Origin of the sequence: Solidesulfovibrio sp., from assembly GCF_029978005.1 — a bacterium.
Lineage (GTDB): Bacteria > Desulfobacterota > Desulfovibrionia > Desulfovibrionales > Desulfovibrionaceae > Solidesulfovibrio.
Genome location: NZ_JARKOZ010000028.1, coordinates 1 through 3,830, shown reverse-complemented (window position 1 = coordinate 3,830; position 3,830 = coordinate 1). Strand labels below are relative to the sequence as shown.

General features: G+C 66.0%; 3 protein-coding genes. 2 read left to right on the top strand and 1 reads right to left on the bottom strand.

The features are described from left to right. The coding region (locus tag Q1K70_RS02875; protein WP_300155489.1) for a methyl-accepting chemotaxis protein at positions 1-498 on the top strand (498 nt) is incomplete at its 5' end. Between the two features lie 211 nt (positions 499-709). Here the strand turns inward: Q1K70_RS02875 and Q1K70_RS02870 are convergent. Then, the gene (locus Q1K70_RS02870; RefSeq protein WP_300155486.1) at positions 710-1,609 is read right to left on the bottom strand and encodes a hypothetical protein; all 900 of its coding nucleotides are present in this window, start codon (positions 1,607-1,609) and stop codon (positions 710-712) included. Between the two features lie 292 nt (positions 1,610-1,901). On the opposite strand from Q1K70_RS02870, the gene Q1K70_RS02865 reads away from it, so the two are divergent. Continuing rightward, positions 1,902-3,830, top strand: a 1,929-nt coding sequence (locus Q1K70_RS02865; RefSeq protein WP_300155483.1) for a cache domain-containing protein, incomplete at its 3' end; no start/stop codon positions are given.

Below are 3,830 nucleotides of genomic sequence, written 5' to 3'. Positions count from 1 at the left end.
ACGAATCTCCTGGCCCTTAACGCCGCCATCGAGGCGGCCCGGGCCGGCGAGGCCGGGCGCGGCTTCGCCGTGGTCGCCGACGAGGTGCGAAAGCTCGCCGAAAAGACCATGCACGCCACCAAGGAGGTGGGCGAGGCCATCGCCGGCATCCAGCGCGGCACGGCCGCCACCGAGCGCATGGTGGAGGAGGCGGCCGCGGCCGTGGCCGCGGCCACGCACCTGGCCGAGCGCTCGGGACAGGCGCTGACCGGCATCGTCACCGTGGTGGAGACGGCCGGCGACCAGGTCCGGGCCATCGCCGCGGCGGCCGAGCAGCAGTCCGCCACTTCCGAGGAGATCGGCCGCTCTGTCGAGGCCATCAGCCGCATCGCTTCGGAGACGGCCGGCGCCATGACCGAGTCTTCCCGGGCCGTCGCCGAACTGGCCGAACTGGCTCAGAACCTGAGCGCCCTGGTGGCCGACATCCAGGGCGGCGGCCAGGCGGCGCTGCCCGCCTAGCGCCCGGCCCTTGCAAAGGGGGCGGCTTTTTTCGGAAAAAGCGCGTCTCGTATCCGCCGCCCGCGATATGCGCAGGCGCGTCTTTTACGGACGCCAACCAAGGACGCGCCCGCGCGGCAGGGGCAGGCGACGCCAGGCCGTTGCCGCCGCCCCCTTCCCTGTCCGGCCGCCCGCGCAACCCGGCGATGCGGATTGCGCGGGCGGCCCCAGCCTAGGAGCCGGCGAAAAACGCGGCTGCCCGGGCGTGGACCGCCTCACCGGGCTCCAGCGCCCCTTCGCGCAAGACCTCTTCCAGAAGCGCGTCGAACACTTCCGACTGGCTGCGGCCCTCGCCCGCCCCTTGCTTGACCGAACAGGCCTCGTACCGATCCGGCTCGGCGGTCATGTCCAGGCTCCCGGAAAGGCCGCAGAACTTCATGTGGAACGGGTCGCGCCGCCGCAGCAGGATGGACTCCATGGGATTGGGGGCGATCATGTAGCCGAGGAGCTGATAGTCTTCGGAATGGTACTGGATATGGATGAAGTTGTTCCAGCGAAAGAGCGTCCCGGACAACTCCACGGGAATGCCGTCCACGACGATGACGGCGGCGATGGCTATTCCCGTTTCGGTCTGGGTCTCGGTCCTGGCCGCACCCTGATAGATGCGTTCGCCGCCGTCCTTTTTGTAGTAGAGCTTGTGCACTCCGGACAGGAGCTGGTACAGGGGATAGTTGGCCGCCACCCCGTTGCGTTCCACGATGTGCTTGCGGGCCAGGCTGTCGTGGAGGCTTATGTCGATGGCGGCGCTTTTGGCGAACCGGTTCTTGTTGCGCAGGACCTCGCAGGAAAAAGCCGCCGAGCACGAACCGATGGACTCGTCCGTGAACACGCCGACCGGGATCTGGAAATAGCCGGCGTAGCGCTCCAGCCGGTGGGCCGGGATGCCCGAGCGGATGTCCTCGATGACGGTGTTGATGCTCCGCGGCAGCCCGCACTGCGCCCACCGGCCGTCGGAGGAGATGTGGTTCGGCCCGATCCGCGTCCCCCAGGACAAACCCGACAGTTTGAGCGCCATGTAGAGCTTCTCGCCCGTGCCGCCAAGGCGGACGCTTTTCGGTCGTCCCTGTGCCATCACACGCTCCACTCGGTCGCTGTCTTCGGCCGCCACAATAATTTGGTATTTTATTGACGTCAACAACAACCAATTAAACAGCCTAGTAATAGGCCGAGACGTCAATTATCCCGCAATGGCTTGGGCGTCTGGGGCGGTCAAATAATGCGTCGACCTATATCGACTTTTGCCCGCCGATTTTTCCCTTGAAGTGTGTTCTCCTTCCTGGCCATAACATCCCATACGCTAGGCAATACCAGAGCCGGAACCTCGCAATGCATGCGTCGATCCCGGCCATCTTCGGAGACACGCCATGAGAAGAATGGGTATCAACGCCGTATTGACGCTCGCCGTGCTCGTTTCGCTTTTTGCCGGCATCGCCTTGCTGATCGCCTACACGACCAGCTCCACCTTCCACATTTCCACCACCCTGCAGGAGCAGGCCCTGGGCCAAACGGCCAAGGAGACGGTCAACATCCTCGATCTCTTCATCGAAAACGCCCGAGATCAGGCGGAAAACCTGGCCAACCTCCGCATGGTCCAGGAGGCCCTGTCCGGCTCTCCCGAGCGCGCCCAGGCCATGCTCGACAAGTACATCGCCAGCTCCGACAGCCTCAACTCGGCCATCGTCATCGCCCCGGACGGACGGCCCGTGGCCGGCGCGGCCAAGGCCGGCGACCCTCTGGCCAGCACCTATGCCGACCGGGACTATTTCAAGGCGATCATGGGCGGTGAAAAAAGCTCCCTGAACAAGACGATCGTCAAGGGCAAGACCACGGGCGCGACGGTGTTCATCGTGGCCCAGGCCGTGCGCGACGACGCGGGCAAGACCATCGGCCTGGCCATCGTCTGCCCGACCTGGGACAATTTCACGAAGAAGTTCATCGACCCCATCCGGTTCGGCCAAACCGGCTACGGCTACATGCTCGACACGGACGGGCGCGTCATCGCCCACGCCATGGACAAGTCCCTCGTGCTCGGGCCGCTGCCCGACGCCGCCATCGCCCAGAAGGCCCTGGCCCTCAAAAACGGCGTCATGTCCTACGAACTGAGGGGCGAGAAGAAGTACATGGCCGTGGCCCAGGTGCCGCAGACGGGCTGGCTCGTGTGCATGTCCGCCGTGGAATCGGAAATGTCGGGCCTGGCCGCCGGACAGCGCAACGTGCTGATCGCCCTCGGCCTGGCCGTGGTGGCCGTGGTGGCGGCGTTGATCATGATCTTCAACCGGCTGGTGGTCATCAGCCCCTTGCGCGCCATCATGCATTTCGCCGGCAAAGTGGCCCAGGGCGACCTCAAGGCGGCGCTTTCCGGCAAGTTCCGCTTCGAGCTGGCGGAGCTGGCCCGCAACCTCGAAACCATGGTCGGGGAACTCAAGAACAAGCTGGGCTTCGCCCAGGGCGTCATGCACGGCATCCCCACCCCCTGCGGCATCGTCGGCCCCGACTTCAAGATGGTCTGGGTCAACGACCACATCTGCCGCCTGCTGGAGAAGACCGGCGCGCCCGAGACCTACGTCGGCCAACCCTCGGGACTGTTCTACCTGGGCGACGCCGCCAAGGAGACCTGCTCCGACCGAGCCGTCAAGGAACGCCGGCGCGGCGAACAGCAGAACCAGTACGTGACCCCCACGGGCAAGAAGCTCCAGGTCCACATCATCAGCACGCCCTTTTTCGACATGGACGGAGGCATGCTCGGTTCCATCTCCTTTTGGATCGACCGCACCGAGATCCACGAACAGCAGGTCCGCATCGAGAGCCAAAACGCCCTCATGGCCGAAACCGCTTCCAAGGCCGCCGCGACGTCCGACCGCATGGCCTCGGCTTCCCAGGAGCTTTCGGCCCAGATCGAGCAGGCCAACCAGGGAGCCCAGGAACAGAACAGCCGCGTCCAGGACACGGTCACGGCCGTCGAGGAAATGAACGCCACCATTCTCGAAGTGGCCAGAAACGCCGGGGACACGGCCAAAAACGCCCAGGACGCCCGCGACAAGGCCCGCGAGGGCGCCGACCTGGTGGTGCGGGTCGTGTCGGCCGTGGGCGGCGTGCGCGAGGCGGCGGGCCGGCTCAAGGAGAACATGCGGGGCCTGGGCCAGCAGGCCCATGGCATCGGCGCGGTGCTCGGCGTCATCTCCGACATCGCCGACCAGACGAATCTCCTGGCCCTTAACGCCGCCATCGAGGCGGCCCGGGCCGGCGAGGCCGGGCGCGGCTTCGCCGTGGTCGCCGACGAGGTGCGAAAGCTC